Annotated in this window: 29 protein-coding genes and 2 pseudogenes; 16 read left to right on the plus strand and 15 right to left on the minus strand. The window is 64.3% G+C overall.

Annotation, left to right across the window (positions count from 1 at the left end):
• Positions 1 to 282: 282 nt before the first annotated feature.
• Positions 283 to 450, minus strand: a complete 168-nt coding sequence (locus AB4074_RS03465) for a hypothetical protein (protein WP_441412110.1) — start codon at positions 448 to 450, stop codon at positions 283 to 285.
• On the opposite strand from AB4074_RS03465, the gene AB4074_RS03470 reads away from it, so the two are divergent.
• Positions 449 to 919: a flavin reductase family protein gene (locus AB4074_RS03470; protein WP_441412111.1), complete on the plus strand. Its 471-nt coding sequence runs from the start codon at positions 449 to 451 to the stop codon at positions 917 to 919. The genes AB4074_RS03465 and AB4074_RS03470 overlap by 2 nt on opposite strands.
• A 76-nt stretch (positions 920 to 995) precedes the next feature.
• Here AB4074_RS03470 and AB4074_RS03475 read toward each other — a convergent pair whose 3' ends face one another.
• Positions 996 to 1,184, minus strand: a complete 189-nt coding sequence (locus AB4074_RS03475; protein ID WP_441412112.1) for a hypothetical protein — start codon at positions 1,182 to 1,184, stop codon at positions 996 to 998.
• Between the two features lie 433 nt (positions 1,185 to 1,617).
• Here AB4074_RS03475 and AB4074_RS03480 point away from each other — a divergent pair, with 433 nt between their 5' ends.
• The 6 genes from AB4074_RS03480 (at position 1,618) to AB4074_RS03505 (ending at position 6,388) form a co-directional block, all read left to right on the plus strand.
• Positions 1,618 to 2,514, plus strand: coding sequence for a helix-turn-helix transcriptional regulator (locus AB4074_RS03480; RefSeq protein ID WP_441412113.1), 897 nt, complete (start codon positions 1,618 to 1,620; stop codon positions 2,512 to 2,514).
• 170 nt (positions 2,515 to 2,684) lie between these two features.
• Positions 2,685 to 3,350 carry an SDR family NAD(P)-dependent oxidoreductase gene (locus AB4074_RS03485; protein ID WP_441412114.1) on the plus strand — a complete coding sequence of 222 codons (666 nt, stop codon included), beginning with the start codon at positions 2,685 to 2,687 and terminating at the stop codon, positions 3,348 to 3,350.
• Positions 3,351 to 3,390: 40 nt separating this feature from the next.
• Positions 3,391 to 4,134: an SDR family NAD(P)-dependent oxidoreductase gene (locus AB4074_RS03490; RefSeq protein WP_441412115.1), complete on the plus strand. Its 744-nt coding sequence runs from the start codon at positions 3,391 to 3,393 to the stop codon at positions 4,132 to 4,134.
• Complete coding sequence (locus AB4074_RS03495; protein ID WP_441412116.1) at positions 4,131 to 4,514, plus strand: DUF2255 family protein; 384 nt, start codon at positions 4,131 to 4,133, stop codon at positions 4,512 to 4,514. The genes AB4074_RS03490 and AB4074_RS03495 overlap by 4 nt, the downstream gene beginning before the upstream one ends.
• A gap of 25 nt (positions 4,515 to 4,539) precedes the next feature.
• On the plus strand, positions 4,540 to 5,301 hold the full coding sequence (locus AB4074_RS03500) for a glucose 1-dehydrogenase (protein ID WP_441412117.1): 762 nt from the start codon (positions 4,540 to 4,542) through the stop codon (positions 5,299 to 5,301).
• Positions 5,302 to 5,989: 688 nt separating this feature from the next.
• Positions 5,990 to 6,388, plus strand: a complete 399-nt coding sequence (locus AB4074_RS03505) for a DUF4158 domain-containing protein (RefSeq protein WP_441412118.1) — start codon at positions 5,990 to 5,992, stop codon at positions 6,386 to 6,388.
• Here the strand turns inward: AB4074_RS03505 and AB4074_RS03510 are convergent.
• Positions 6,273 to 6,566: a MerR family transcriptional regulator gene (locus AB4074_RS03510; protein ID WP_441412144.1), complete on the minus strand. Its 294-nt coding sequence runs from the start codon at positions 6,564 to 6,566 to the stop codon at positions 6,273 to 6,275. The two genes, AB4074_RS03505 and AB4074_RS03510, sit on opposite strands and share 116 nt — an antisense overlap.
• A gap of 138 nt (positions 6,567 to 6,704) precedes the next feature.
• Here AB4074_RS03510 and AB4074_RS03515 point away from each other — a divergent pair, with 138 nt between their 5' ends.
• The 5 genes from AB4074_RS03515 to AB4074_RS03535 all read left to right on the plus strand — a co-directional run bounded on the left by AB4074_RS03515 (position 6,705) and on the right by AB4074_RS03535 (position 8,998).
• Positions 6,705 to 7,127 (plus strand): Hsp20/alpha crystallin family protein, encoded by a 423-nt coding sequence (locus AB4074_RS03515; protein ID WP_441412119.1) that lies wholly within the window; start codon positions 6,705 to 6,707, stop codon positions 7,125 to 7,127.
• A gap of 243 nt (positions 7,128 to 7,370) precedes the next feature.
• The gene (locus tag AB4074_RS03520; protein ID WP_441412120.1) at positions 7,371 to 7,874 is read left to right on the plus strand and encodes a J domain-containing protein; all 504 of its coding nucleotides are present in this window, start codon (positions 7,371 to 7,373) and stop codon (positions 7,872 to 7,874) included.
• A 57-nt stretch (positions 7,875 to 7,931) separates the two neighbouring features.
• Entirely contained in the window at positions 7,932 to 8,315 is a 384-nt protein-coding gene (locus AB4074_RS03525) for a hypothetical protein (protein WP_441412121.1), read from the plus strand.
• Between the two features lie 227 nt (positions 8,316 to 8,542).
• Complete coding sequence (locus AB4074_RS03530) at positions 8,543 to 8,764, plus strand: hypothetical protein (protein WP_441412122.1); 222 nt, start codon at positions 8,543 to 8,545, stop codon at positions 8,762 to 8,764.
• Positions 8,765 to 8,851: 87 nt separating this feature from the next.
• A complete protein-coding gene (locus AB4074_RS03535) occupies positions 8,852 to 8,998 on the plus strand; it encodes a hypothetical protein (RefSeq protein ID WP_441412146.1) in 147 nt (48 codons plus the stop codon).
• A 142-nt stretch (positions 8,999 to 9,140) separates the two neighbouring features.
• Here the strand turns inward: AB4074_RS03535 and AB4074_RS03540 are convergent.
• From AB4074_RS03540 to AB4074_RS03550, 3 genes and pseudogenes are all read right to left on the minus strand, one after another.
• Positions 9,141 to 9,236: pseudogene (locus AB4074_RS03540) on the minus strand (cold-shock protein); the annotation flags it as partial.
• Between the two features lie 37 nt (positions 9,237 to 9,273).
• Positions 9,274 to 9,693, minus strand: a complete 420-nt coding sequence (locus AB4074_RS03545) for a hypothetical protein (RefSeq protein WP_441412123.1) — start codon at positions 9,691 to 9,693, stop codon at positions 9,274 to 9,276.
• Between the two features lie 517 nt (positions 9,694 to 10,210).
• A complete protein-coding gene (locus AB4074_RS03550; RefSeq protein ID WP_441412124.1) occupies positions 10,211 to 10,651 on the minus strand; it encodes a VOC family protein in 441 nt (146 codons plus the stop codon).
• Between the two features lie 162 nt (positions 10,652 to 10,813).
• On the opposite strand from AB4074_RS03550, the gene AB4074_RS03555 reads away from it, so the two are divergent.
• Positions 10,814 to 11,719: an aminoglycoside phosphotransferase family protein gene (locus tag AB4074_RS03555; protein ID WP_441412125.1), complete on the plus strand. Its 906-nt coding sequence runs from the start codon at positions 10,814 to 10,816 to the stop codon at positions 11,717 to 11,719.
• A 43-nt stretch (positions 11,720 to 11,762) separates the two neighbouring features.
• Positions 11,763 to 12,890 carry an App1 family protein gene (locus tag AB4074_RS03560; protein WP_441412126.1) on the plus strand — a complete coding sequence of 376 codons (1,128 nt, stop codon included), beginning with the start codon at positions 11,763 to 11,765 and terminating at the stop codon, positions 12,888 to 12,890.
• 7 nt (positions 12,891 to 12,897) lie between these two features.
• On the opposite strand, the gene AB4074_RS03565 is transcribed toward AB4074_RS03560, so the two are convergent.
• The 3 genes from AB4074_RS03565 to AB4074_RS03575 all read right to left on the minus strand — a co-directional run bounded on the left by AB4074_RS03565 (position 12,898) and on the right by AB4074_RS03575 (position 16,227).
• Positions 12,898 to 14,139: an LGFP repeat-containing protein gene (locus tag AB4074_RS03565; RefSeq protein WP_441412127.1), complete on the minus strand. Its 1,242-nt coding sequence runs from the start codon at positions 14,137 to 14,139 to the stop codon at positions 12,898 to 12,900.
• Positions 14,140 to 14,505: 366 nt separating this feature from the next.
• On the minus strand, positions 14,506 to 15,699 hold the full coding sequence (locus tag AB4074_RS03570; RefSeq protein ID WP_441412128.1) for an alkaline phosphatase family protein: 1,194 nt from the start codon (positions 15,697 to 15,699) through the stop codon (positions 14,506 to 14,508).
• A gap of 348 nt (positions 15,700 to 16,047) precedes the next feature.
• On the minus strand, positions 16,048 to 16,227 hold the full coding sequence (locus tag AB4074_RS03575; RefSeq protein ID WP_441412129.1) for a hypothetical protein: 180 nt from the start codon (positions 16,225 to 16,227) through the stop codon (positions 16,048 to 16,050).
• A gap of 25 nt (positions 16,228 to 16,252) precedes the next feature.
• On the opposite strand from AB4074_RS03575, the gene AB4074_RS03580 reads away from it, so the two are divergent.
• On the plus strand, positions 16,253 to 16,978 hold the full coding sequence (locus tag AB4074_RS03580) for a glycoside hydrolase family 16 protein (protein ID WP_441412130.1): 726 nt from the start codon (positions 16,253 to 16,255) through the stop codon (positions 16,976 to 16,978).
• Positions 16,979 to 16,997: 19 nt separating this feature from the next.
• Here AB4074_RS03580 and AB4074_RS03585 read toward each other — a convergent pair whose 3' ends face one another.
• Genes AB4074_RS03585 through AB4074_RS03610 form a run of 6 tightly spaced genes read right to left on the minus strand, consistent with a single transcriptional unit; the run spans position 16,998 to position 24,388 of the window.
• Positions 16,998 to 17,381, minus strand: a complete 384-nt coding sequence (locus AB4074_RS03585) for a hypothetical protein (RefSeq protein WP_441412131.1) — start codon at positions 17,379 to 17,381, stop codon at positions 16,998 to 17,000.
• Complete coding sequence (locus AB4074_RS03590; RefSeq protein ID WP_441412132.1) at positions 17,371 to 19,266, minus strand: hypothetical protein; 1,896 nt, start codon at positions 19,264 to 19,266, stop codon at positions 17,371 to 17,373. The genes AB4074_RS03585 and AB4074_RS03590 overlap by 11 nt, the downstream gene beginning before the upstream one ends.
• Complete coding sequence (locus tag AB4074_RS03595) at positions 19,266 to 21,377, minus strand: glycosyltransferase (protein WP_441412133.1); 2,112 nt, start codon at positions 21,375 to 21,377, stop codon at positions 19,266 to 19,268. Before AB4074_RS03595 ends, AB4074_RS03590 begins: the two co-directional genes overlap by 1 nt.
• Positions 21,378 to 21,409: 32 nt before the next feature.
• On the minus strand, positions 21,410 to 22,498 hold the full coding sequence (locus AB4074_RS03600; protein ID WP_441412134.1) for a hypothetical protein: 1,089 nt from the start codon (positions 22,496 to 22,498) through the stop codon (positions 21,410 to 21,412).
• Positions 22,491 to 23,522, minus strand: a complete 1,032-nt coding sequence (locus tag AB4074_RS03605) for a glycosyltransferase family 2 protein (RefSeq protein WP_441412135.1) — start codon at positions 23,520 to 23,522, stop codon at positions 22,491 to 22,493. The genes AB4074_RS03600 and AB4074_RS03605 overlap by 8 nt, the downstream gene beginning before the upstream one ends.
• Entirely contained in the window at positions 23,522 to 24,388 is an 867-nt protein-coding gene (locus AB4074_RS03610) for a glycosyltransferase family 2 protein (RefSeq protein WP_345449214.1), read from the minus strand. The genes AB4074_RS03605 and AB4074_RS03610 overlap by 1 nt, the downstream gene beginning before the upstream one ends.
• A gap of 409 nt (positions 24,389 to 24,797) precedes the next feature.
• On the opposite strand from AB4074_RS03610, the pseudogene AB4074_RS03615 reads away from it, so the two are divergent.
• A pseudogene (locus AB4074_RS03615) lies at positions 24,798 to 25,022 on the plus strand (hypothetical protein); the annotation flags it as partial.

A 25,022-nucleotide genomic window follows, 5' to 3' on the forward strand; every position in this document is an offset into this window, starting at 1 on the left:
CCTTTTCAGCTCGACTTCCCTTGCCGGCTTGCACGATCACATTGCTGGTGCACTTCTTCCTTCAGTGGCCTTTGGCTCAGCTGGTCCAGGAGTTCGCCGGCCGCCCCCGGCGCTATGTCCCGCGTGGATGCAGTTACATCGGATTCACAAATGGTTGGGATACCTGCCGACGGCAACGAACCCCGTTGTACGCCCCGGGACCCCTTAGGGGGCGTGGGGTCTGATCCGCCGTCTATGACGAGGGCAGTTGCAGTTCCGGACTGGTGATCGTACGCGCGCCGATCAGCGCGGCAAGATCACGCGGACTTGGTCTCTGATCTCGAGGAGAAGGTCTTCAACGGTTTTGGTGATGTTTGCCGCGGACGCCATCGCGAGGAACATGATCGCGGAGACGACATGTGCGAGCGTAGCGGCATCCTTCGGGTTGATGCGCTGGTCACGTCGGACCATGGGCCGCTTCCTCACCGGCGTGGCCGTGGTGACCACCGAGCACGAGGGCGAGCAGTACGGCATGACCATCAACTCCCTCACCTCCATCAGCCTGGACCCGCCGATCCTGATGATCTCGCTGAACTTCAACACCCGCACAGGAGACGCCCTGCTGGCCAGTGGAAAATTCGCGATCTCCATCCTCGGCGCCAAGCAGGAAGCCGTGGCACGGCAGTTCGCCACCCGCGGCGGCGCCCGCTTCGAAGCCGGCGAGTTCGACACCACCGAAGGCGGCCTCTCCGTCATCGCCGGTGCACTGTCCCAGGCAGAATGCAAGGTAGTCCACCAATACGACATCGGAGACCACCAGGTGTTCTTCGGCCAGGTAGTCGCCTGCCGCGACCGCGACGGCGAAGGCCTCGCGTTCAACGCCGGCAAGTTCGGCTCGCTGCGCGACTTCAACCACGACGCCATGCCCTGGACCTTCTAGCCTGAAGTCACGCTGTGTGAGACGCCGGAATCCCCGTCTTGGCGGGGATTCCGGCGTCGTTCGTGGGGGTGTCTGGCTACTTTTGATAGCTGGCGGTGCAGTGCTCGATGAGTTCGGAGGATGGCGGTCGGCACTGGGTGGGTGTGGGCAGCGCGAGCGCCACAAGGCCGGCCGTGATGCCTGCGGCCCGGGTCCGGGTGGCGACGTGTCCGAAGAGGGTGCGAAAGCTGAGGGTCGCGGACCCGCTCTCGAGAGTGCGGGCCAAGGGCCCTGGCCTGGTCGGGGGCCTTCGTCTTGGAAGACGCGGGGTCACCCATTCGTATGCGGAGCCGGACCGCGTCCGGCCGTTGGCGCCGGAGTTGTTCGGATTGCGCACGGTTCCCGCTGATGATCGAAACAGCACGGCGTCGTTTGCCGGCTGGTCCGCTGAAAACCTGCGCTTGAGTGTTTGCTTGGCGAAGGGACGCAGCTTCACCGTCCGGAAGCCGGCTTTGGTTTTGGGATGGTCTTGCCGGTACGCGCCTCGTCCTTTTTACTCGAACGACCGTCCCTGAGATGCTGATGGTCATAGACGACAAGGGCCAGAGGGCGCGGCCGTGGCTCACGGTCGTGCTCGAGGACTCGCGCTGCGGAGCCCGCGTGATGGGGGCCCTGGAAGGGACTCCCTCCGGCGTTCGGCTTAGCCTAGCGTGGAAGACATGGACAATCGAGCGGAAGTACGCGACTTCCTCATCTCGCGCCGCACCCAGGTAGCCCCGGAGCAAGTTGGCTTGCCTGCTGGGACGAACCGGCGTGTGAAGGGGTTGCGCCGCAGCGAGGTGGCCATCCTTGCCGGTTTGAGCGTGGAGTATTACACGCGTCTGGAGCGCGGCGCGATCGGCGGCGCCTCTGCCCGGGTGCTCGCGAGCATCGCCAGGGCCTTGTGCCTGGATGACGCCGAGCGGGCGCACCTGTTCGATCTTGCGTACGCGGCCACGCCGGTTGCCCGGCCGCCACGGCGACGGAATTCGAAGTCGTGGGCGCCGCATGAGAGTCTGCAGTGGGCGCTTGATGCGATCACTGCCGGTCCCGCGTTCGTTCGGAACGGCCGGATGGATCTGCTGGCGGTCAATCCTTTGGGGCGCGCGTTTTACAAGCATGCTTACGACATGCCGGGCCAACCGCCGAACATCGCCCGGTTCACCTTCCTGGATGAACGTGCCTACGAGTTCTACCCGGACTGGGATGCCTTCGCGGAGGTGACGGTTTCCATCTTGCGAACGGAGGCCGGCCGGGACCCGCACAACAAGGAGCTTCACGACCTCATTGGTGAACTGGGAACCCTCAGCGAGGAGTTCCGCCGCCGCTGGGGTGCGCACAACGTCCGCCATCACGGCACAGGTTTCAAGTCCTTCAACCACCCCATCGTGGGTGAATTGACCCTCGCCTTCGAAGGTTTGGAGATGGCCGCTGAGCCCGGCCTGACGCTCACGATCTATACCGCAGAGCCCGGGTCGCCGTCGGCAGAGCGCATGCAGCTGCTCGCCTCATGGGCGGCCAGTGAGTATGGAAATGCCGTCCAGTCTGTGTCCGAAAGGACGCGGATGGACCCCTGACGACCGCGGTGCTACCCCCCACTGAGCGGCGTATCCGCGGTCGAGGGGAAGTGCGAGCCCGGTCACATGGGCTTGATGCCGGGCTGTACAGCCGCAGGACCGCAGCGTCCGCCAGCCCCGATGAACGGGGCACCTTGTCCTGATGTACCTTCCACGAGAGAAAGAACACCATGAAAACCACGATCGCGATCATCGGTGCCGGACCCGGCCTGGGTCTCGCCTCTGCCCGCTGCTTCGGAGCCGAAGGCTTCAATGTTGCCCTTCTGTCCCGCACCCAGGAACACGTCGACGCTCTCGCCGCGGAGCTGGCCGACGCCGGAATCCCCGCCCGCGGCTACACCGCCGACGTCCGTGACCATGAGTCGCTCAACACCGCCCTTGCCCGGGCGGCCGAGGAACTGGGGCCTGTTGAAATCCTTCAGTTCAGCCCCGTGCCATCCAAGGAATATCTCCGGCCCGTGCTTGAATCAACGCGCGAAGAGCTGCGCTCGGCGCTCGAGTTCTCCGCGCTGGGTGCAGCGGCCGCCATGAACGCGGTACTTCCCGGCATGCGTGCCCTCGGCCGCGGAACCGCGTTGTTCGTCAACGGCTCCAGCGCTATACGGCCCAACCATAACTATGCCGGAACTTCCGCCGCGTTCGCCGCCGAATCCGCGTACGCCCAGATGCTCCACGACGCCTTGGCACCGGAAGGAATCCACGTTGCACAGCTCATTATTCCGTTGGGCATCGGAGGAGGCGACCCCGCGCACGAACCGGCAGCCCTGGCTGGAACCCTTTGGCGCATCTACAGCGAAGGGGAGGACTTCCGCACCTTCGTGACGCCCCTCTCCTGAGTTTCACGAGGCAGCATTCCATAACGGAAGGAAGAAAACCGTGTCCCGCATCCTCATTACCGGATCCAGCGACGGACTCGGCCGCGCGGCGGCCGAAGCGCTGCTCGACGATGGCCATGCCGTGGTCGTGCATGCCCGCACGAGCGGCCGGCTGGCCGCCGTCAAGGATCTTCTCGACCGCGGCGCGCAGGCTGTGGTTGGCGACCTCGCCAGGCTCGATGAGGTGCGTGGTCTGGCCGAACAGGCGAACGCTCTGGGCCGCTTTGACGCCGTGATCCATAACGCGGGAGTCATCGGCGGGCCGTCCCTGCTGCCTGTGAACGTGGTCGCTCCTTTCGTGCTCACTGCGGAAATGGAGCGGCCTGACCGCCTTATCTACCTCAGCAGCAGCATGCACCACGGCGGCCACGCGGAAATTGACGGCGTGGACTGGAGCGGCGAACGGGAAACCCATTCCTACTCGGACAGCAAACTCTTCGTCACCGCCCTGGCAGCGGCCGTTGCGAGGCTGTGGCCCGAGGTGTCGGCACACGCCGTCGACCCCGGCTGGGTACCGACCCGGATGGGCGGCCCGGGCGCCGGCGACGACCTCCGCCTCGGCCACGTCACGCAGGCCTGGCTCGCGGTAAGCGACAGTCCGGAAGCTCTCACGAGCGGGCGCTACTGGCACCACCAGAAAACCCAGGCACCGCATCGGGCGGTACGTGATGAAGGCTTCCAGGCTGCGCTCCTCAACTCACTGGCCGATTACACGGGAAGCACGATCCAAGGAGGACCGAAATGACGAACTGGGCCCAGGCGCTCGAACGCATCGCCGCAAGCGACGACCTGCACATCGCGCCGTTCCGCGCCGACGGCAGCACGTACGGAACGCCGACCTGGATCTGGTCGGTCGTGGTGGACGGGCGGCTGTTTGTGCGGGCATGGAACGGTAAAAGATCCCGTTGGTACCGCTCCGCGATGGGGCAGCGAGCCGGCCGCATTATTGCCGCGGGGGAGACCCACGAGGTGGAGTTTGTCCCGGGCGACCCGGAATTGAACAGGCGGATCGATGCTGCCTACCGCGAGAAATATGCCGGAAGCCCTTATTTGCCGCCCATGGTCGCTCCAGGGCCGCGGGAAGCGACAGTGGAAGTCACCCCGAGGAACGGGCAGCACGTCTAAAACGGATAGGAAAGGAACTACGAAGATGGTCAGTTATGACTTCAAGGGCAAGGCCGCTTTCGTCACCGGCGCGGGTGCCGGGATGGGTGCTGCGACGGCCCGGGCGTTCGCCGAGGCGGGCGCCGCCGTCGCCATTGTCGATCTCGATGGCGAAGCGGCAGAGCGTGTCGCGGCTGAACTGAACGCCAAGGGGCATCGTGCCCTGGCAGTGCAGTGCGATGTGTCCGACGAGGCACAGGTGGCAAACGCTGTCGCCCGCACCGTGGAGGCCTTCGGCGGCCTCGACATGGCGTTCAACAACGCGGGAATCATGCTTCCGCCCGTCGACTCAGCGGACGAGACAGCAGAGGCCTTCGACAAGATCGTCGCCGTCAACCTGCGCGGCGTCTGGGCATCGATGAAGCACGAACTGGCGCAGATGCGGAAGCAGGGATCCGGCGCGATCGTGAATTGCTCCTCGCTCGGCGGGCTCGTCGGCGGCAGCGGACGCGCCACCTACCACGCGACCAAGCACGGCGTGATCGGTCAGGTCAAGAGCGTCGCGTTGCAGTATGCGCCGCTCGGCGTGCGTGTCAACGCCGTCTGCCCCGGCACCATCGACACCCCGATGGTCGCGCGGATGACTGCAGGTGGTGAGCTGGATCCCGAACACTCTGTCGCGTCGATCCCGCTGGGCAGGCTCGGGCGGCCCGAAGAGATCGCCGCAGCCGTGCTCTGGCTCTGCAGTGACGACGCCAGCTATGTCACCGGCGTCGCACTTCCTGTCGACGGCGGATACACCGCTTAGCGGCAGCAGGGTCTCGGGGCGTTCTGACCCTTGAAAAGGTTGGATCGTTCTGGCGGGAGCGCTTTGTCCCGCCACCATCGGCTACTAAGCGCCTAGCCAGGTCCTGGTCCTGTACTACGAGCACGTCGGGTACTTCAGGGGGATCGTACGGATCGGAATGTTCGATGTCCCTGCGGCGATCCGGGACCGCAGCGGCCGTTTCACGGCCACCCTGAATTTTAGCGCCCGATCAAGCACTCGCAAGACTTCACCCCAAAAAGATTGGAACCATTTTGACTCGCGGAACCCTTCAGGATGACGCCGGCAAAGCGCCTGTGGACCCTACCCTACGAAAACATCGGCACCTATGAGGACACGAAGACCTCGGTACAGGTCGGTGACTCTCCGGTCCCGGCCGGACGCTTCCATGGGTGGCGCTGCTGATCATGGCCCTGATCGGGCTCTTGCTGGTCGCGACCGAAACCATGCCCGCTGGCCCGTTGCCGCAGACCGCTGCCGGGCTGAACATCACCGAGGGAACCGCCGGGTAGTTTGTCAGTGCCTACGCCCTGGGAAGTGTCATTGCTGCGATGCCCGCCATCACCATGACGCGGGGCACGCGCCGTAAGCCCGCCTTTCTTGCCGGGATCCTCGGCTTCCTGGGCCGCGAGCAGGTCGGCGTTCCGGAAGAAAACCTTGCTTCGTCCCTATGGACGGGCGGACAATCGAGCGTCATCGTTCCGATATCCGGTCAGTATTTGATTCCCGTGAGATCGCTTCCGCTGATGAGGCGCGGTTGGCAGAGTGGTTGGCCGAGCGAGTGTTCCCGCCGGAAGTTCGCGAGTCAGCGCTTCTGAACGCTTTTCTGTCCCGCTGCCGCCAGGAGCGGATCGAACCGCCGAGGCGGGTAGGCCGGATTTTTGGTGCTGGCCGGGCATCTATGTCCGGCCGCGACGCGGTCCCCCGGGTTCCGGGCAGGGACCGGCTGCTGTTCAGCGCCGGGACCGGGCCGCCGCCAGTTCCCGTTCCAATCGCCGGTTCACGGCTTCAAGGTCGAGGACCATGCGGATGCCGGCCAGATTCAGACCATCATCGAGCAGCTCACTGATCCGGCGCAGGGTGTCCAGGTCCTGTTCGCTGTAGCGGCGTGTTCCGCCGTCAGTGCGTCCGGGTTCCAGCAGGCCTTTGCGCTCATACAGGCGCAGGTTCTGCTGCCCCGTCCCCACGAGCTCGGCGGCCACCGAAATGGCATACAGTCCCGTGGTTCTCCCGCGCTTCGGCTCCATCCGCTCCTCCTCAAAACCCCGGAAATCCTCTTGCATCAGTGTCACCCCGGTGCTATAAAAAATCTATACCAGCCACCACAGCAACCAAGTGGGCTGGGAAGAAATGATCGCACCGATCTGTAAGGAGTGAGGAAGACCATGCTGATGCGTACCGACCCGTTCCGCGAGCTCGACAGGCTCGCCCAGCAGGATCTCGGCACCACAGCCCGGCCGGCGGCCATGCCCATGGACGCCTGGCAGGACGGGGAAGAATTCGTCGTCGCCCTCGACCTGCCCGGGGTCGCCGTTGATTCGGTGGACATCGACGTCGAACGCAACGTCCTGACCGTGAAGGCAGAACGCAAGGACCCGGCCGGTGAAAACACCGAGCTGATCGCCGCCGAACGGCCCCGCGGCGTGTTCAGCCGCCAGCTCATCCTCGGCGACGCGCTGGATACCGACGCCGTGAAGGCCAGCTACGACGCCGGAGTGCTGACGTTGCGGATCCCGGTGGCAGAGAAAGCCAAACCACGCCGGATCGAAATCGCCTCCGAGAGCCAGCGCCAGGAAATCAACGCCTAGAGCCCGCACGGGGTCAGGCGTGCTAGACCGGGAGCATTGGACCGGCCGCCAGGAGAGTGAAGGGCGATGCAGACCAGCCACGCCACCGCGCCAGTTGCGCACCGAAAAGGCGGCCCCCGACGATGTCTCCCGCACCGATGGTCCCCGGCCCCCACAGGCCGGGGACCATCTCACAGGTCGTCACCGCTGCCCTGGCGCGTCCTTGGGCCCGGACAGCAACACTCCGGCAGGAAATTCGGGACCATGAAAGAGCGCAACCCGGATCCCTATGCGGTTCTCCATCTCGGGCCCGCTGCGACGGTCCGTGAGGTCGCCCACGCCTACCGGGCGCTGGTGCGCACCCATCATCCGGACACCCGCGCCCCCGGACCGGTGCCCGCCGGTCCGGAATCCGGCGCGCGGGAACTGCAGGACATCATGGACGCGTACGCCGTTCTCCGCGACCCGGTCAAGCGGGCCGCCTACGACCGGCAGCGGCGGGGATCCCCGCGACCGGAACCAGTGCCGGCTCCGCGGCAACCACACGGCCCCTCCGGTGCAGCAGCACACCCTCGTCCCGGTCCTGCCCTGATCATCGGCCCGGTGCGCTGGGAAGACCCCGGGAAACCGGCACCAGGACAGCAGGTCACCGGAGAGGAGGTCACCGGAGAGCGGGATCTGTTCCACCAGTTGCCGGACCGCGAAGCCGGACGGGCCGATGAACCGCCTCGCCCCGGTTACCGGATCTTGTGGTGGATCCGCCGGTGAATGAATCACGCCCTGCACCGCTACCGTCACACCGCACGAGCCTGGAAGGAGCCTGCCATGAGCGCCTGGCACCCTTACGATGATCTTCTGATGCCGGCGTTTCACGAACGGTTTGAACAACGCTGGGGCAAAGGCACGGCCCCGTTCCTGGACCCGGCGGTCCAGGTCCATCTCCAGCCCTTGCCCCGGGCCCAATGGATCAACGCCGACACCGGCGCGGCCGTCGCCGTGGTCCCCATCTGGAGCGGAGACCCCCGGCACCGCTCCTTCGGCGTCTTCTACCTGCCTCCGTTCGGAGACATCTGGGTGCTGCACCCCGGACACACGGCCTACCTCGAGCCAGGCAAGACGGGTACCGAAGAAGAGATCACGCTCCGCAACGACGCCTTCAGAAAAGCCGTCAACCACGCCAAGGAATTCATCTACGGCACCCAGCTCTAGTACTCCTCCCGGAGAGGGGACACGGCCAAGGGCTGTCCGTTGCACCGCTTCCATCCGCCTTCCCCCAGGCCACGCCTGCTCCGCCTGGCGCGAGGGGGATTTGGAAGCGTGGCTGCTTCGATTCTGGGCGCCGGTCCTAGACCGCTCTGGAAGAGACCTTTAGGGGACTTGCTGTAATCTTGACGTCCAGGCCAGCCCTGCCGGACACTTGGGACAGGAGGCGCCGCGTGGGCAACTTGCCGTGGATATTTGTCCTGCTCATTCCGTCGCTGGGCTTCTTCCTCTATCTGATCTTCGCGAACATCCGCCTGTCCCGCAGGAGAAGGGCGCTCGGATTGCCGCCCCTGGGACTTACCCCGCGTCGTTTCGTGAAACGCCGCCGGAAGAAGATCAAGTACATGGTGATTGACGAAATCAAGCACCGGGACGGCGACGAGAAGCCGCCGTGACAGGCCAGTCAGACGCGGTTAGCCTTGGAGGTCTGACTGCGCATCAAGGCCTGCACTTCCTGTGCAGATTCCGGATGGAGACCGGTCATGCACACAGACTCCCAACCCGCCGCAGAGTCCGTCCGTTCGGTGACCGTCGAGGCGGCCAGCACCCATCCAGCGGACTGGGGCCGCGCTATGGCCCTCGCCCTGAACCAGCTGATCCAAGAAGTAACCGCAGCGACCGTGCCGTGACCCAAACGGTTTGGACGTATCCTTGCACGTCAATGCCGTGCCCACAGGCGTGGCCATCACGGTGGTCTGGCGGGGCTGATCCGACGGATGCCGCAATGCCGTCAGTGGCCAAACACGGGGACCGGATCCGCAAAGGCGCGCACGAATAATGGGCGAAATCGTCCTCGGACCCATCATCGGGGGCTATGACACCGTAGCCCTTTCCGCCATTGAACCACTTGACCGTCCCTGTTGGCATCACGGCGTTCCTTCTCCAGGGGACTTGGAGAAGGGACTCAGGCGGCGGGGGTCCGCTGCTCCGCCTGTGACTCCCTCGTGCCGGGACGGCTGGTCGCCATCCGCCAGACCAGGACGCCCGCAACGGCGGCCGCAACAGCGGCAAGCGCGGAAACAAGAAATGTCTTCCCGGAAGGTTGGCCAGCGGGACGGAGTTTCCGTTCCGCACGCAGCACGGCCTGGGAGGCAGCCTTTCGTGCCCGGTTGGCGACCTTGCTGTTTCCTGTCAGCGTGAGAACCACCCCGTGAACGACGTCGGGGACATGGGCCTCGTCGAGCCGGGACAATGCCCACCGGATGGCGGCTTCCGCCTGCGGCGAGGTCTTGTCGGCCGCGTGCTTGATCCATTGTCCGGCACGGTCCTGGGCAGCAAGTGCGGCTTCGTTCGCAGCGTGGGAAGCCTTGTTCTTTCCGATCATTGCTCACTCCTCAGCGGTGGTGGCTGACTGTCCCGTCACAGCCTACGCCCGCACCCCGTGCAGAGAAACCCGCAACTGGCTGCCGCATCCGGACTGGCTCACGCCCGACGGCGGCGGTGTTGCATGCGGTACGCCGCGGGCCGATCAGCCGTCCGGATTTTATCCGCGGGCCATTTAGCGACGTCGTCAGGCCCTTGACGCGCCACCGTCCGCCGTGGACGACGCGAGGACCGGCTCCGCCGGGTTACTGGCTCGGCTTTTCCGACCGGGTTCTGAGGCGGTCGGCGAACCTGTTTGAGGACCTCGCCAGATCCGGCAGGGACCTCCTGATCAGGTGCCACAGGGGGCCGGTGAAGATGTCCCTGGAACATGCTCCGCGACGGAGTCGCCTATCGACGCGAACCCTTGCGCGGGCCGATCCAGATCTATGTTCGCCCCACGCTTACCCCACGGAAACGATGAAAAACGCTGACATGCACCGAAAACCTGCTCGGCGTGATGCGGCCCGTGTCGAGCCTTAGGTCATCCGCTCAGCGAGGGACACGATGATTCCCTCTGGACCTCGCACGTACGCCATGCGCCAGGCTCCTTCGTACTGGCCGATACCGCCGACCAACCCGTATCCCTCGGCGGCAAGCCGGTCGACGTGGGCCTGAAGGTCGTCGACTTCGAAGGACAGGCTGCGCAGCCCTAGTTCGTTGGCCATGGCGGCAGGCGATCCCGGCTCGGAGTCCGGCCTGACGAAGCTGGATAGCTCAACCCCTGTTCCTCCGTCAGGTGTCCGCAACATGACGATCTCCGTGCGGGAATCAGGTATCGCTATGACCGTGTCGATGAATTCGCCCTCCACGAAGGTCCGGCCCTCGACCTCGAGCCCGAGTCCAACGAAGAACGCCGTTACCTGGTCGAGGTCCTGAACGGTGACACCGACGTGGTCGAACCGCATGATTCGGGACATGGGAAAAGCCTCCAAGTGTTCGTTTCACGGCCCAAGACGGAGCCTACCGGGGACTTTACGGCGGATTCACGTCGGGAGAAAGACATCGTCCGGACGGCAGCCCGGCGGCGTGCCCAGCAAGCCTGCCGGCTGGCTGGTACGGCCCGTGCGTAGGCTTGGGGAGTGACCGTGCATGAGAACCAGCTCAGCGTAGGCCGGACTGAAGCCGTGCGCCTGGTGGGGGGCCTGTTTCCTTCGGTCTCAGAACCGGAAGTAACCGCGGTCGAGAGTGCCGGAACGGTCAATTACCTGTACCGGGTGGGAACAGGGTGCGCCGCCAGGTTCCCAATACAAGGCGGTGACGCTCGCGAAGTCCGCGAAGTCCTTCTCGCGGAACGCTCTGCAATGCGCGAGTTCGCCGCAGTGAGCACCGTGCCGTCCCCTTTGCCTGTTGCGATTGGTGAGCCAAGCGGAGAGTACCCGTTACCTTGGTCTGTCCAAACGTGGATCGACGGCGAGATCGCGACCCCGGCCTCGGTCGCGTCGTCGACATCCTTCGCGGTGGACCTTGCGGCGCTCATCGCGAGCCTTCGGCGGGCGGACACAATGGGTCGCTCATTCTCCGGCGAAGGCCGCGGCGGGGAGTTGACCGCGCACGATGGGTGGATCGCGCAGTGCCTGCAACAGAGCGATGGACTCTTGCCGGTGGATCGGCTCCGCCGGGCCTGGGCATCGCTGAGATCGCTGCCTCGTCACGGTGACGATGTGATGTCCCACAAGGATCTCATTCCCGGAAATGTGATCCTCAGGGACGGTCGCCTCGCGGGCATCCTCGACACCGGTGGCTTCGGTCCTGCCGATCCCGCGCTCGACCTCGTTGCCGCGTGGCACATGCTCGACTTCGGCCAGCGGGACATTGTCCGCACCAATCTCGGGATCGGGGACCTGGAGTGGAGGCGGGGTGCCGCCTGGGCCTACGAACAAGCGATCGGGCTCGTCTGGTACTACGCCGAGTCGAATCCCACAATGAGCGCACTCGGACGGAGCACACTTGATCGGCTGCTCACGGATCCGCTCTTGGGGTTGTAGAACGGATGCCGCCGGTCATCTTCTGCCATGTCAGACTGGACGCATGTGTCCCCTCCCTATGAAGCCGCGCGCTCTGTCCGACAGCGTTGACGGCGGGAGCCCGACGCCGCCGAGCGGCGCGCGCCGCCACCTCGCCCTTAGGCTCGACGACGGTTGGCTCAGGTTCCAGACGCGTCTCGCGATCCGGCGCGGTCGGGTGGAGACGGTCATCCCTTACACCGGTTACGGCACCACTTCCTGGGTCCGGGTGTTGGCGCGCATTGTCCGCAGTGAACCGCGGGACACGGGGACCGGTCCTCGGGCAGGTGCGCTCAAACCGCTGAAGGATGGCATGCGCGGCTGGCGCAATTTCACGAGTGCGCCCGTGGCACACGCTGCCGTGCGCGTGACCATCGCAGGCACTGTCCATGATGTCGAAGCCGACCGCGGAGGCGTCGTCGACGCGCGTATCCCCGTAGCCCTCGACGCGGGCTGGCATACAATCACCATTGAATCCGGCGGGTCCAGGATCGTGGAAGCCCCGGTGCAAATCATCGCGGACGACACAGACTTCGGCGTCGTCTCCGACATCGACGACACCGTGATGGTCACGGCGCTGCCTCGTCCATTCCTAGCTGCCTGGAACACGTTCGTACTCGACGAACACGCGAGGACCCCGACGCCGGGCATGGCTGTGCTGTACGAGCGGATCGTAAGGACGGTGCCCTCGGCCCCGGTGGTGTACCTGTCGACGGGCGCTTGGAACGTCGCTCCGACGCTGTCGCGCTTCCTGTCCCGAAATTTGTATCCCGCCGGTCCCAAGCTCCTGACCGACTGGGGTCCTACCCCAGACCGCTGGTTCCGCAGCGGCCAGGAGCACAAGCGGACCTCTCTGGAACGTCTCGCGGCGGAGTTCCCGGGCATCAAATGGCTGCTGGTTGGCGACGACGGACAGCACGACGAGGCCATCTACGCAGAGTTCGCCCAACGCCATCCGCAGAACGTCAGGGCTATCGCGATCCGCCAACTCTCCGCCAGTGAAGCGGTACTCGCTGGCGGGCGGTCGAAGTCTGCGGCTCAACCCACTCCGGGGATCCCTTGGATCTATTCTCCGGACGGTGCAGGGATGTCGGCCCAGCTAGAGCAGTTGGGCATCATCCAGCGCAGCGTCCGGTCCGCCGCGGTCGGCTGAGTCGGCCCTACTGGTAGCTGATAGCTGTGCCAGCCGCGCCGGACCAGGTGATTCGTCCGCCTTGGTAGTCCTGCGCCACACCGGCGCCGAAGGCGAACTCATTGGTCGTCGGGTAGCCAAGGCGGCCGTTCTCCCAGCCCTGGGAAGCGTAGGCTGCGCGGATAGCGCCGGCGTTGGAATGGGCCCCTGAACCGGCAGACCAGTAGATGACACCGAACTGGAAGTTCTGGTAGACGCCACCGTTCTTGAGCCCGGTGATTTCATCGCTGGTCGGGTATCCGAGGATGCCGTTCTCCCARTTWWGWSCGGCCCAGGCGGCGTCGATGGCGGCCCTGGTGATGTGGGCGCCGGTGGCCGGTGACCAGTGGATGACACCGTGCTGGAAGGTCTGGTAGGCGCCTCCGTTGGTGAGGCCGCCGATTTCATTGCTGGTGGGGTATCCGAGGGCGCCGTTCTCCCAGTTTTGAGCGGCCCARGCGGCGTCGATGGCGSCCYTGGTGATGWRGGCGCCGGTGGTCGCCGTCCAATGGATCACGCCTCCCGTGTAGTTCTGATAGCACCCACCGGCGGTGAGCCCGCACACAACCGCTCCGGTGGCCGTACCGGCGCCCGGAGGAACCGCGGCTGCTGCTGCAATGGCGTCCGCGCCCGGTGTCCCTCCAGACGTTCCTCCAACCTTGATGACGAGATCGTCGATGTACTCGTCTCCCATTTGCGTCAGATGCTCAGCGCCGAGCTGGAGCGCCGACACTGTGGTCGCTGTCGTATTGACTTGGTTGCTTGAAAAGATTGATGTTCCGTCAACCCAGACTTCAACCGTGGACGCGGCGCCGTTTGCTATGACATGCATTCCAACATGCCGCCACGCATTCAGCGCAATGGAGCCCGACACCAGCTTGGTGTAAGTAAAGCCCGTCGAGGATGTTACCCGGAGCCAAATTTGGCCGTTGCTGTTGTAGCGGTAGATGTCCACGAACCTTGTGGTGTCGAAGAAGAACCGGAAGTAGGGGACATCGTTTCCGGCGACGCCCGCGGTGGTGATATTGAACCAGGCGTCCGCATAAACGTCATTGGAATTTGCAGGGAGCGTGGTCACCAAGTTGGCCAGAGAACCGGGGTCGGTGGTCACATGCAGGTGGGCCGAACATGATCCGGAGTGGGCCTGTGAGTTGTCGATGGTGGCCGTTCCAGTTGTTCCGGTATTGACCGTGAAGCCGTCAAGGGTTCCGGATTCGAAGTTGTTGGCCACAACCGTAGTTCCAGGATAAGTGTTCGTGGGAGCTGGAACTCCGGCTGAACAAGTGGTCGGCGGCGGGGCGGCTGCGCTTGCCGGACCGGACGCAAAGGCCAGTGCCATTACGGGCACAGCAAGTGCGCTGATGAAGCTCAAGCTAAGCAGTCGTTTCACTGATCTGTCCTCCCACTTCGGTCAACGTTCGCCACCACCGTGGTGCCGAAAAGCTGCCGGTAAGTGCGGAGGCTCGTGGCCCAGGCACCCGGCAACGCGGTCGAGAACCTATAGCACCATGGGGGCGGTTACAGGAGCGTTACCAAATCCCTGGGGTAGGTGATGACGGCGGTGGAGTAGAGGCATGACCTGTTGACCTCCGCAAGCTCAGGGGTGCACGCTGAGGACGTCCGGACCGAAGCTGGGCAGCCCCGGGGCCCCCGCATAGCCCAAGTGGGGGAGGGAGAAGATGTCCTCCATCGTGGCGAGCAGGCTGTAGTGGTTGTACATCTTTGAGCTGCTGGTGCCCGCACTGGTGAACGGGGAGAGCACAAGCGCGCCGATAAGGCCGCCAGCTGTTCCGCCTGGCAGACCGGAGGGGCCGGTTGCGTTACCGTCCGCCTCGTCGAAGGTGATGACGAGCAGCCCGTCCTGCCGATACGCCGGTGAGTTGAGGATTGCTGGGACTTGTTCCTTGAGCCAAGTGTCTGCGGTCGCCAGTCCGCCGGGTTGTCCATCGACGCAGGGGCTGTCGTGGCCGTCGTTGCAGAGGTTGGGGCTGATGTAAGCAAGGTTCGGAGTGGTGGCGGCGGACTGCAGGTCCCTCGCGAGGTTGGAGTAGTCCACTACGTTGTCTTGGCAGCCAGGGAGGGAAGTGATGCTGGTGAAATAGACGAAGGGATTGTGGCGCGTGGCGTACTGGTCATTGATTTTGGCGTTCTGGGAGTCGTCCTTTGCACCCGGGTTCGGGTGGCGGCACGGCGTTCCCATATCTTCCATGTATCCCTTCCAGGTTTTCCCGGCGCCGCTAAGTTGCCCGGCGAGAGTCGGGACTGAAGCGGGGTAGACGCAGCCCGATCCGAGGACTTGTCCCGGGTCGGCGGTTCCGGTTTGGATGAACGGAGCGTAGGTCGTGCAGTCGTTGCGCGTCATCGGGTTGGATGCCTGCCCGGAGATCTGGGCCAGATAGTTGGGGTTGGAATGATGGGCGACTCCGTAGTACTGGGTCAGGAGGACGCCCTGACTGCGCAAGGTTTGGGAGAGGTAGGGGGCTGCCGAACCCGGACCCCAGGTCTTGTTGTAGCTCTGGTTTTCCAGATTGATCACGAAGATGTGCCCGACTTTCCCGGCTGCAGCCGATGGTACGGGACTGTCGGGAGGCGAGGCGGACGTCGGGGACGCGGAGGAACCGGTGATCGTGGTGGGATCAGGAACCGGTGTTCCGCCACCCGATGGACCTTGGCAAGCCGTGCTGATCACCAAGAGCGCAGCTGCCATGACGACGCGCCGAGTCCGGGGACGGCGGTATTGCGGACCGTCCTGGCGCGGGACCTTCCTGCCGGATTTCATTCTCAGTTTCATCTGATCCTTACTCCTCCAAATTCCTGCCGACCTCGGGCTGAGGCCCTGGCCGGCGTGGCGGCAGGTCTGCGCCGAATGGTCACGCCCCGTTTTGGCGGTAGCAGGTATCGCGGAAGCGTTCCGGTGCGGACACTTTTGCACACTAAGTTCAACAGGGCTATGGTTCCCGGCTTCGGGTTAGCTGTGAATTCGCAGGCGGGGCCGTAGATGCAGCGGCTCCGGGCCCGGATTATGGAGGAATCCGGACTGTGGAGGAATGGGCCGGGCCTTGTTTCGGTGCCTGTTTGCCGCCACACTGGCTCCCATGCACGTGGAGGAACGGCGAAACGGCAAGAGTTTCAAGACTGCTCAGCGCGCGGCTATGACGATCGTGCTCGTGGCTTCCTTGGCGCTGGCCTCCTCCGGATGCGTCGACGCGTCGAAGGGACAACAGTCTCCTGAGGCAAGCAGGACAGCTGGAACCCCGCCGACCGGAACTTCGACGGCGGGATTTTCGACGGCGGGAACTGCGACAGTGGGGGCGGGCACAGGGCAGTCCGAGGCGACGGGACCGATGCCTGTGGGTGATTTGCCCGGATGGCGGCGGGTATTCAGCGAAGACTTCAGCGAGGGGGACGTCCCGGTCGGGAGTTTCCCCGGTGCGGCGTACAGCGCAAAATGGAGTGTCAACTACGCTGACGGCACACCGGACACGGCCGGTCAGCAAAGCGGCGGCAGGTCGGGGTACTACCCATCGAAGGTGCTCAGCGTCAAGGACGGGATGCTCGACATGTACCTTCACACCGAGAAGGGTGTCTCGATGGGGGCGGCACCGTCGCCGAAACTGCATCCGGCCAACGGGCGCCCGTACGACAGTCTGTTGTACGGGCGGTATTCGGTACGGTTCAGGTCCGAGGCATTGCAGGGGTTCAAGACGGCGTGGCTGCTGTGGCCCGATAGCGGAGTGTGGCCGCGTGACGGAGAGATCGACTACCCCGAGGGTGATCTGTCCAAGTCCTTTTACGGCGCCGTCCACCAGGCCGGGTCGGACAAGGACATTTCCCGCAATATCCAGTCGGGTGCGCGGTTCACGCCCTGGCATACCGCGACGACCGAATGGACGCCCGGGCGCGTTGAGTTCTTCCTCGATGGTGTCTCGATCGGTGCCAGCACTGTGGGCATCCCCGACAAGCCGATGCATTACATCCTCCAGACTGAATCCTGCCTGACCGGCTGCCCCGCACCGGCAACGGCCGGGCACCTGCAGGTGGCCTGGGTGGCAATTTGGGCGAAAGCGTAGGTGCATTGCCCGCGTCTCGTTACCGCGCCGCTTCCGTTCGCCTGGACCGTCGATCTACGGCGGCGAGGAGGACGAGAGTGAGCACGGCCAGGAGGGACACAGCCACCGATGGATGCCAGAAACCGGAGTAGAGCATCGCCGTCGAGAGCAGGATTGCCAAGGCAAGGCTGAAGCTCACCGCTATCGCGACGGCCAACGGGAGCACCTCGAATCCGGTTCCTTTTCGGAGCCGGGCGGGTTTCAGGAGCAGGATGAGTGCTGTTCCCGGGCCAGAGAGAAGGAACGGTCCTATGACGGCAAGGCGTAGAGCCTCCGGGCCTGTAAAGGACAGGGGAATCGAAGCCAGCGCAACGGCGGCCACGATGGCGCCGATCATGCCGACGGTTCTTTCCTCAGATGCCATTCGGTGCTCCTTGCAGGTGGTAGATGACTCCGCCTGCGTTGCGGTACTCCACTGTCCACCCTCCTTGGACGGCGCACCTGTCGATGAAGTGCGGCAGGCCTTCGCTCGGCCCCGTGTTGAGAAGGTCGGCTGCGGTGACCTGGCTTGCAGTGACTATCAAAAAGGCGCCTGCGGATGGGACGAGTTGGGTTATCGATGCGCAGCCGGGCTGCGGGTCGCCAGGGCGTGCCGGCTCCGCTTGGAGGACGGTCTGGTACCGGTATCCGGCGTAGTGCTCATACCGCCACGCCGTGTCGTGAACTGCCTCGATGAGGACCGAACCACGGGGCGCGGTGGCATAAAGCTGGTTGACCAGGGCGATTTCGTCGGGAGTGAAATTCTCAATTGCGTCATTGCCGTACCTGCTGGTGACTGTGCCCGCGGCGATAACGGAACCTAGCATGAGGAGCGCTGCCAGCTGGCGCAAGCCGGGAGGACTGGGACCAGCGGGAAGCAACGGAAGCACAACGAGGCTCGCGGCGAAGGGCAGGCTGAATAGGTATATCCGGAGCAACAGCTCACCGCCGTACGACTGGAGCGGGAACATGACGAAAGGTGCCACCGTCCCCATTGCAGCAGCCAGCCAGCGCGTCCCCAGGCGTCGTCCCCGGAGGCTACCCAGCCCCGCGAGGCCCCAGACCAAGGCTCCCTCCGCGAGCCGGGAGTAGACAATGAACTGGTGGGCAGGGTTACCGCCCACCCTGTTGAGCAATGAGGCAGAAGCCGCGGCGTTGATGTTGCCTATGGATCCGAAGAGGGTGTGCAGGTGGCCAAGGAGGAAAGGCGTGGCGGCCAGGACCAGCCAGCAGACCGGAAACAGCAGCGCCAGAACCGGCAGGAACCGCAGCCGGCACCTTCCGCTCAGGGCGAGCAGGGCCAGGATAGGAATCGCGGCGAAAGGTGTGAGTTGATGGGCGACCGTCATTCCGGCCAAGAGCACCGCACACACCGCGGCCAATATGATGAAGGCTGACCGTGACAGTTCGGCCGGTATCGGCGCCGGTTTCCCGGGTTCGAGCCGGCGCACCAGATTCCTCAGCCGGCTGGCGAGTTTATTCCCCGGCTTCCACGGCCACCCGGGGAATACTGTCAGGACACAGGCGACCAGGGTCAGCAGCAGCAGCAAGGCGCAGGCTTGTGGGGAGAGGTAATCCTGCCCCACCCAGCTGGCAAGGTAGAACATCCATACGCCCGCCCACGCTTGCCTTCGGCTGGAGGTGAGGCGCAGGGCCAGCGCCAGCAGGGCGGGCATGAGCAGGACGTTGACGCCGACCGGCGCCCACGTAGCAGCCCAGGTCAGATCGTGGACTCCTGTGGTATTCGAGAGCATCGCCAATAACCCGAAAAACCCGGGCCAGTTGAAATATGCGTCCAGCTTCCGGTCCAGGCCTCCGGACTGCGTGATGTAATCGGTGATGCCCAAGTGGCGGTAGCTGGCTTCCAGGCGGGGCAAACCGTGAATGATCGGGTCTGCCCCGTGCAGAATGACGATCAATACCAGAAGCTGAATGACGAGCAACCACGGGCGAAGAACCTTGAGACCCAGGGAACCGACGAAACCGGCCAGGCTTAGGCCCAGGGCAAAAAAATAGGCGACGGGCAGGACCTGGATCAGGCCGGCGCCGCCGATGTCCTGTACGTTGACCGTTTTGAGCGCCCAAACTCCCAGGAACAGAGCGGTCGCCGCCATGACCGCGAGAGCGCCCATAACCCGCGGGTCACCCCGGTCGGCCCGGTGCTGGGCTTGGTGCAGATGTTTCCTGTCGCTCGTGCGGAAAGGGACCACCCCGACGTCGGATCGGTGCAATCGCGCAGTGGAGACCCGCCACGGGGTTTGTACGGCCATCACGGAGCCGGCACTCCATGTGCCCGTGACCCGGATGTGCGCTCGACTTTGTGTTTGGCCGGGGCAAGGCGATGCTCCTGCGAGAAGCGATGCAGCCGCGCGGCGGCGACCACCGACGTGGCCAGTTGGGAGGCCAGCCAGAGCACGGAAACTCCGACGAGCCCGTAGCGCTGGGCGACCGCCGGGGCCGGCGCCACTGACACCACGAACGCCGCAATCGCGACCACGGTCGACTCGGCCAAACGTCCGGCGGAACGGCACACGCCGTAATAGACCTGAGTGACGCACGTGAGCATCAGGGCCGGGACGAGGACAGGCAGCAGCACCCACGCCGATGCGTAGCCGGATCCCAACAGGGGCAGAAGCAGCGAGCCGGCGGCGAGCAGCAGAACCCCGGCGAAGGCCGTTAGGAGGAGACTCATCTTCAAGGCCCGCCGAATCAAGCCCGCACGCGAGGAGAACCGGCTATCGGACGTGTCAGCGGCGATAGCGGTCTGAAGCGAGTAGCCAGCTGATTGCGGCACAAAGAAGATCGCTGACGCAAGCATCCAGACGAGGTACCAGGCCGCGGCGGCTGACGTGTTCAATGCTGCTGCCACAACGAGTGGAAGGACGTATCCGGGTGCGCGGTCGGCCAGCATCAGCGCATGCTGACGGAGGCCCGGGCCCCAGACTTTCGCCGCCTCACGCCAACTGAGCTGTGCCCAGTCCGGAGTCGTTTCGGTGCGTCTAAGCTGGTGCAGGCCCAGGAGTACGCTCGCCAAGGCACCCAAGGCTACGGCGACGACGATTGCGGCTGGAGCGCGGTAACCCGCAAACAGGCAAGCCGCCAAGGTAACGAGCTGGCACACGGCCTGGATCAGGCTGCGCGTCAATGCACGATCTGCCCGGGCCTGCGCGACTGCAATGTGGTCGAGCTGGTACGCGACCGAGGCGAGGAGCGCAGCCGCGAAAAAGCCTGCACTCATGACAGGATCTTTCCAGGCGGTGCCGACGCCGGATCCCAGGAAATAGGTCACAACGACTAATCCCGCACCCGTGAGAAGTGACGAAAAGCTCACCGCCGCGACGCTCGCCGGTATCAGGTTCCGGCCTTGATCTGACTGGGCAGGTAACAAGGTCAGGGTCGCTGGGCCGACCCCGAGCATTCCCAGCTGTACCGTCAGCATCGTTGCGGAGACCACCGCAGAGGCCAACCCCAGGCGATCGGGAGGAATCATGAGCGCGGCAAGCGCCCAGAATACGAGCCCGGCCGCCATTGGCGTGATGCGGGCGGCGGCCAGCCACACGGCATTCCCGCCGAGGGACAGTCCTTGCTTGGGAAGGCGCAGTAAAGTGCTGCCAAAGGCCCCGTAGTTGTATACGAGGAAGCCCGCCCAGTAGGGCAGGTACCGGGGGGCTGTGGCCAAGGAAAGAAGGACGCCTCGCGCCGTTGCGAGCAAAGGCAGCAGCACCAGCCACCAGGCCCGGCCAGGGTGCTTGCACATTGTGCGTGCCAAGCCTGCCCCGTCCTGCAGCCACTGGTCGCGGGCGTACCCGAAGGTGTCAGCGAACCGGTGCCTTACGAAAGTCGTGGGGGAGACGCCGATGCGGTATCCACCGTCCTCAAGCCGGATCCTGAGCTCGATGTCCTCGCCCGAGCGGAAGCTTTCATCGAACCCGGCCTCGAGCAGAACGCTACGGCGCATGAGCGTGGCGCTGACACCAAACCATGAGCGGACTCTGCTGTGGTTATGGTGCCAGGCAAGGGCGGCCCCCCAATAGCCCGCGCCGTCGGGCTCGCTCACAAGTCCAAACTGCAAGCCATCGAAGCCGCCGGCTTTGAACTCTTCCACCAGGTCTGCCAGGACGCCTGCTGGTACGACGACGTCGGCATCGATGAGCGCGACAAGATCGGCGTGCGCGGCCCTGGCCCCGAGCATCCGCGCCGCCGGAAGTCCTTGCCCCTTGTCGGAGATGACCCGTGCCCCGTAGGAGCGGGCGATCTGCACGGTGGAGTCATTTGAACATCCGTCGATGACGATCACCTCGCGGGGGTTCTGGTCAAAGACAGACTTCAGGCATTCGCCGAGCCAGTTGGCAGCGTTGCGGGCCGGGATCACGACAGACACGTCCAGAACGCTGCCAGACCCCGCGTTCCTGCTCACGGCCGGCCGTCCACCATGGAGGTGACGGTGCCTGCGACAAAGTCTGAGGTCCGGTCGGCGGACCAGGCCACGGGAAGGCGCAGCACGAAGCAAGGAACATCACTCAGCGAACGTGTGATTACGGAGGTTTTTGCGGAGAAATGCTCGCCCAATGGCACGAGGCCCGTAGCCCCTAAGGCCTCGATGAGCCGCCGCGACACGAAAGGCAATTCCGAATGAAAGTTACCCACAATGCGCGCTGCCATCCAGGCTTCTGTCCGGCGCTCCAACCGGGCTTCCGCTTCGTCGAAGCGTTCGAGGAAGACGGCGATTCTGGCGGGCGCCTGCGGAACGATCTTCCCTGGGCCGAAAACGTCTGCCGGGTGGACCATTCTGTGTTCGGGTGACCACCGACGCGTGAACGCGGCCGTCCGTGGATAGCGGACGATGACAGGGTGTACAGCGGTGGCCACGCCGCTGATGGTCGAAGTCAGCCAGCCCGGCGCGAGGGGCTTGCGGATTCCTTGGAACAGTTCCGGATAGATTGGCCGGTGGTGGGGTTTGATGAACATCGGTTTTGCGTAGGACAGAAGGGTCCCCTCCGCAGTGATGAATCCCCAGTCATCGGCCATGAATCCGACGTCCGGCATGGCCAAAAGTTTCGCGACTGTACTTGTTTTACCGACGCCGCCCCATGCGGGCATCAGGATGCCCGCTCCCCGGTAGTTCACCATAGCCGCGTGAACCATCGCTGTATCCTGCCTGATACACAAGTGGTCCAACAGCGGCACGATCGCCGTCAACAGTTCGCCCGCCCCTTCGACCATGAAGCCGTTTTCCGCACGGGTAACCTGAACCCGGTCCTCCGGGAGGAACAGTGAATCATCTGTATACCGGTAGGCGTCTTCGGCGTGGGACTGCGCGGGAACCGGAGTGACGCCGCCGCTGATGTTCAACTGAAGGTTTGAAGCCGACGGGCCGAGGAACGGGGCAAGCATGTCACGTAGCTGTGCCTCACCCGGCGTGCCCTGGGCCACCCTGATTCCGACTCGTCCGTGGACGTCGAAGGCAACTGCAGGTGAGGTGACGATCTGCTGGTTAATCACTGGGCTTGCCTCCGCTGTTGTCGCGAATGAGCCGGTACAAAACGGAGCCGGACGCACGCGCGGGGCTCGATGACGACTGCCACAGGCTCTGCAGATAGCCAATTGCAGTGACAGCCAGAACCGCTAGGATCACTCCCGCCCGGGCCAGTCCTCCGACGTCACCGTCTCTCCCGCAGGAACGTAGTCCGGCCAGAACAGCGCGCGGGAGCACTCGGCGGACATATCGGCGTTCCGGTCCAAGGATTTGGTTCCGCCCGAGAAGCCGGGTCACCTGGGCCTTCGAAACACCCTCCGACCAGGCCCTCGACAACATGTAGCGCAGGGTACCGCGCGTCGCAGGCACATGGTGGCGAACCACGGCTGCCGGTTCGTAAACCACGCGGGTGCCGGGGGAGCCCATGGATGCCCTCAAACACAATTCGGTCTCCTCGCATCCAAGCGGACGATCACCTTGCCGGCCAAGGGAAGCGTTGAACCCGCCGACCCGCTCAAAGACATCGGAGCGGAAGGACATGTTCGCGCCGATCACGTTACGCACTTGTGCCGCGACTCTGGGCAAACCTTTATAGGTGCACCCGACAATCCAATCAAGCTCTTCGGGAAAGTGCGCCGGACGACCCGATTCCCACACGGGTTCAACCCTGCCCCCGACCGCCAGCACATCCGGATCGTCATAGAGCGGGATGAGCCGGGCCAGCCAGTCCGCGGCGGCTTCGGCGTCATCGTCGAGGAAGGCCACAATGTCACCGGTTGCCGCCTTCACTCCGGTATTGCGAGCGCCGGAAAGTCCCCGGGGCCCCGAGTTCTCCACTACTTCAACCCCCAGCAGCGCACCCGTTAGTCGCCGGTACAGACCCAATCGCCGGTACAGATCCTCATTGTGGTCAACTACGACAACAAGCTGTTCCGGCCGAAGTGTTTGAGATTGAACCGACGCGAGCCCGTGGAGCAGCAACTCCCACCGGGCTTCGGTGAAGCAACAGATCACGACGCTGACACTGAGCCAGCCGGCACCGCTGGGCATTAGCCGTCCGCCAGCATCGCAAGGACCGTCTTCGGATCGGTTGGAACATGAGGAAACCTCATATCCGGATACCGGTACTTCACGCGCCGAAGGGCCTCCGGCCGTACCCCTGCCGTCGGCGCATCCCATCCGACGCACTCGCGGGTCAGCGTTCGCAGGACGCGCCACCCGTCGCGGAAGGTCTGCAGATGTGAGTTGCCTGAAATGCGGGACAACTCGTGGCTTGGCACCTCAGCGATGCGAAGCCCCGCCCGGGCTGCCCGCGACACCAGCTCGGTCTCGATTTCGAAACCATCGGACTTGAGTTCAAGGACCTCCAGGCACTCCCTGCGGAAGGCGATATACCCGTAGCAAAGATCCGAGAAGTTGCAGTGCAGGGCCTTGTTTGCCAGCCCTGTGAGCGCACGGTTCCCGAGATTACGCAAACGCGTCAAGTCGTCGGAACCGCCGCCGGTGACATATCGGGAGCCCTTGACGAAATCGTGGTCGTGCTGAAGGGGTGAAACAAACCAACCGATCTCCCTCGGGTCCATGCTCCCGTCCGCATCGAGCATGACGATGATGTCCCCGGTGGCCGCCGCGAACCCTGCCCGCATGGCGGCGCCCTTCCCGGCATGCAGCTCGTTCACCACGACGACGTCGAAGCGAAGCGCGCGCGCCACATCCACGGTGAGGTCTTCGGATCGACCGTCCACGACGATGACTTCGTCAACGTATGACGGCATCCGCCTGAGCACCCACGGCAAATTCAACGCCTCGTTCAGAGTAGGAATCACCACGCTGATCGAAGCCGCCGGGAGCGAAGCCCCGGGAGCTGAAGCAGCAGGGGTCCGGCCGCTGGCAGGCTCCAACTGTCCAATGGACACAGATCTCACCCCCGTCGATCTATCCGCGCGAATGCGGAATACCAACTGGGAAGCATCCGGCGCCCTCTTTTGGACGGTCGCCGGAAAAGGGGGCCTCGATGGTTCATGACGGCACCTCCATTTCGCTCGCGATTACATGCACCAGGTCAAGTGGATGTTGGCATGAGCATGGGACCGGGCGCGTTACAGCACCGTTACAAGGAGGCGTGACTCGTGTTGTGAGGATTTCAGCCGGGGGAGGCCTGCGTGGCCAGCCGAGGGAATTATCGATTACGAGTAAGTAGGACTTCCTTCGGGGTTCCTTGATTCAAGTAGTGGCCACTCGTGACCGGCCTTGTCAAAACTGACTAGTGTCGGACGACGTAGCGTTTGCCCACGAGGAATCCGACTTTAGATTGGGGTACGAGACGTGGTTTCATCACCAGATCCCCAGTGGTCCCTGAGCTTGCTCAACGGTTGGACCTTGAGCCGGGATGGCGTACGGCAGAAGGTAGCACATCGGCAGCAACGCCTTATCACCGCGCTGGCCCTGCTCGGCGAGCGGCCGCGGACGTTCCTCTCCGGACTTCTCTGGCCTGACTCGTCCGAGGCCCAGGCGGCCGTCGGTCTCAGGGTGAGCATCTGGCACATCAAT

Source organism: Arthrobacter sp. 2MCAF14 (genome assembly GCF_052115645.1).
In the GTDB taxonomy this organism is placed as follows: Bacteria; Actinomycetota; Actinomycetes; order Actinomycetales; family Micrococcaceae; genus Arthrobacter.

Coding starts and splice junctions, on each gene's coding strand:
- AB4074_RS03470 (WP_441412111.1), top strand. CDS start 449: ATGGGCCGCTTCCTCACCGGCGTGGCCGTGGTGACCACCGAGCACGAG.
- AB4074_RS03465 (WP_441412110.1), bottom strand. CDS start 450: ATGGTCCGACGTGACCAGCGCATCAACCCGAAGGATGCCGCTACGCTC.
- AB4074_RS03480 (WP_441412113.1), top strand. CDS start 1,618: ATGGACAATCGAGCGGAAGTACGCGACTTCCTCATCTCGCGCCGCACC.
- AB4074_RS03485 (WP_441412114.1), top strand. CDS start 2,685: ATGAAAACCACGATCGCGATCATCGGTGCCGGACCCGGCCTGGGTCTC.
- AB4074_RS03495 (WP_441412116.1), top strand. CDS start 4,131: ATGACGAACTGGGCCCAGGCGCTCGAACGCATCGCCGCAAGCGACGAC.
- AB4074_RS03500 (WP_441412117.1), top strand. CDS start 4,540: ATGGTCAGTTATGACTTCAAGGGCAAGGCCGCTTTCGTCACCGGCGCG.
- AB4074_RS03505 (WP_441412118.1), top strand. CDS start 5,990: ATGGACGGGCGGACAATCGAGCGTCATCGTTCCGATATCCGGTCAGTA.
- AB4074_RS03510 (WP_441412144.1), bottom strand. CDS start 6,566: ATGGAGCCGAAGCGCGGGAGAACCACGGGACTGTATGCCATTTCGGTG.
- AB4074_RS03515 (WP_441412119.1), top strand. CDS start 6,705: ATGCTGATGCGTACCGACCCGTTCCGCGAGCTCGACAGGCTCGCCCAG.
- AB4074_RS03520 (WP_441412120.1), top strand. CDS start 7,371: ATGAAAGAGCGCAACCCGGATCCCTATGCGGTTCTCCATCTCGGGCCC.
- AB4074_RS03525 (WP_441412121.1), top strand. CDS start 7,932: ATGAGCGCCTGGCACCCTTACGATGATCTTCTGATGCCGGCGTTTCAC.
- AB4074_RS03535 (WP_441412146.1), top strand. CDS start 8,852: ATGCACACAGACTCCCAACCCGCCGCAGAGTCCGTCCGTTCGGTGACC.
- AB4074_RS03545 (WP_441412123.1), bottom strand. CDS start 9,693: ATGATCGGAAAGAACAAGGCTTCCCACGCTGCGAACGAAGCCGCACTT.
- AB4074_RS03550 (WP_441412124.1), bottom strand. CDS start 10,651: ATGTCCCGAATCATGCGGTTCGACCACGTCGGTGTCACCGTTCAGGAC.
- AB4074_RS03560 (WP_441412126.1), top strand. CDS start 11,763: ATGTGTCCCCTCCCTATGAAGCCGCGCGCTCTGTCCGACAGCGTTGAC.
- AB4074_RS03570 (WP_441412128.1), bottom strand. CDS start 15,699: ATGAAACTGAGAATGAAATCCGGCAGGAAGGTCCCGCGCCAGGACGGT.
- AB4074_RS03580 (WP_441412130.1), top strand. CDS start 16,253: ATGCCTGTGGGTGATTTGCCCGGATGGCGGCGGGTATTCAGCGAAGAC.
- AB4074_RS03585 (WP_441412131.1), bottom strand. CDS start 17,381: ATGGCATCTGAGGAAAGAACCGTCGGCATGATCGGCGCCATCGTGGCC.
- AB4074_RS03590 (WP_441412132.1), bottom strand. CDS start 19,266: ATGGCCGTACAAACCCCGTGGCGGGTCTCCACTGCGCGATTGCACCGA.
- AB4074_RS03605 (WP_441412135.1), bottom strand. CDS start 23,522: ATGCCCAGCGGTGCCGGCTGGCTCAGTGTCAGCGTCGTGATCTGTTGC.